General features: G+C 68.7%; 1 protein-coding gene and 1 pseudogene. One reads left to right on the forward strand and one right to left on the reverse strand.

Features of this window, described 5'->3' with window-relative positions:
- Positions 1 to 775, forward strand: a 775-nt coding sequence (locus ACFQEU_RS16105; RefSeq protein WP_379783809.1) for a DUF726 domain-containing protein, incomplete at its 5' end; no start/stop codon positions are given.
- A 417-nt stretch (positions 776 to 1,192) separates the two neighbouring features.
- Here the strand turns inward: ACFQEU_RS16105 and ACFQEU_RS16110 are convergent.
- Positions 1,193 to 1,280, reverse strand: a pseudogene (locus ACFQEU_RS16110) (IS6 family transposase); the annotation flags it as partial.

The following is a 1,280-nucleotide window of genomic DNA, read 5'->3' on the forward strand; positions in this document are numbered from 1 at the left end:
CGGCGGACTCACGGTCTCGCGCGCACTGGACGGCGACTACGGCGAGTACACCGCGCCGGCGACGCAGCCGGTCCTTAACGTCCGGGATCGGGCCGATGCCGGCGACCGGCCCCGCCGTGCGGGCGTGTGGGCGGTCGACGACGCCGACTCGATGGTGCTGTTCGTCCACGGGTTCGCTACCGACGCTGAGGCCGCTCGCGACCAGGCGTACACCGCCGAGCTCGGGCTACAGGAGGCGGGGATGCCGGGGGACCCGCCGGTCGTCGCGTTCAGTTGGGACTCGGACGTCGACTGGGAGGAGGCCAAGCGAACCGCCGACTCCCTCGCCGACCCGCTCGCGGACTGGCTGATCGAGTGGGCCGACGACGGCGGCGGTCCCGTCCACGTGATCGGCTACTCGCTCGGCGCACGGGTGACTGGAGAGGCGCTTCGCGTCCTCGACGACCGGGGTCGCCACGGCGGCCTCGCGTCCGTCTCCTTGCTCGGCGGGGCGATACCGCGAGAGAGCGTGGCCCGCGACGGGCGGTACGGTCCGGCGATCGCGGCGCTCGACGCACCGGTACTGAACCTCCACAGCCGGAACGACCGGGTGCTCGGCTGGGTGTACCGCGCGTCGGATAGGGTCCGCGCAGTCGGACACGGGGGTGCGGCCGCCTCCGCCTCCCTCCCCGACGGCTACCGCGACGTCGACGTGACTGACCTCGTCGCCGACCACTACTCGTACTTCCAGCCCGAGGAGGGGGGCTTGGGACGGCTCGTCGAGCGGATCCAGTAGTCGACCGCCGCCCGTGACACTCCCATGGGTCCGCGGCGAGCGTCGCAGATCCGGGGCGAAGACGGTGTATGCGACTCCCGCCGAGCGAACGCGACGATCGGGTATCAATAGCGGTGCGGTGGCGCGTGCCTGCGAGCGCCCTGATACGGGCGCGAGCAGCACCGCGCGAGGTCGTCGGGCTTCGCCCGACTGCTAGAGGGGCCGAAGAGCCCCTCGATGGACGCAGCGGTCGCTTATAAGCGACCGCTGCGAGGCTGGGGAGGCGTGAGGTGCGGTTGCGGAGCGGTTGCGGAGCGCTTACGGGTTCTCGCGGGATTTACCAAGGCCCCGGTTGATTTTATAAGTGAGTGGCCGTGGATTCGGCCGTGCTGATCGTGTGCTCGACCACTTATATACAACCGCCAGCAACGGTAGTGTTCAGATAAGCTGATTCCATGCGAATGCGAACGATTTGAGCCACTCGTCAGCAGTTTCTGCTTCGGCGTTGCTGAAACAGTTTGAGAAA

The organism is Halorubrum tibetense, assembly GCF_042661865.1.
GTDB classification, from domain to species: domain Archaea; phylum Halobacteriota; class Halobacteria; order Halobacteriales; family Haloferacaceae; genus Halorubrum; species Halorubrum tibetense.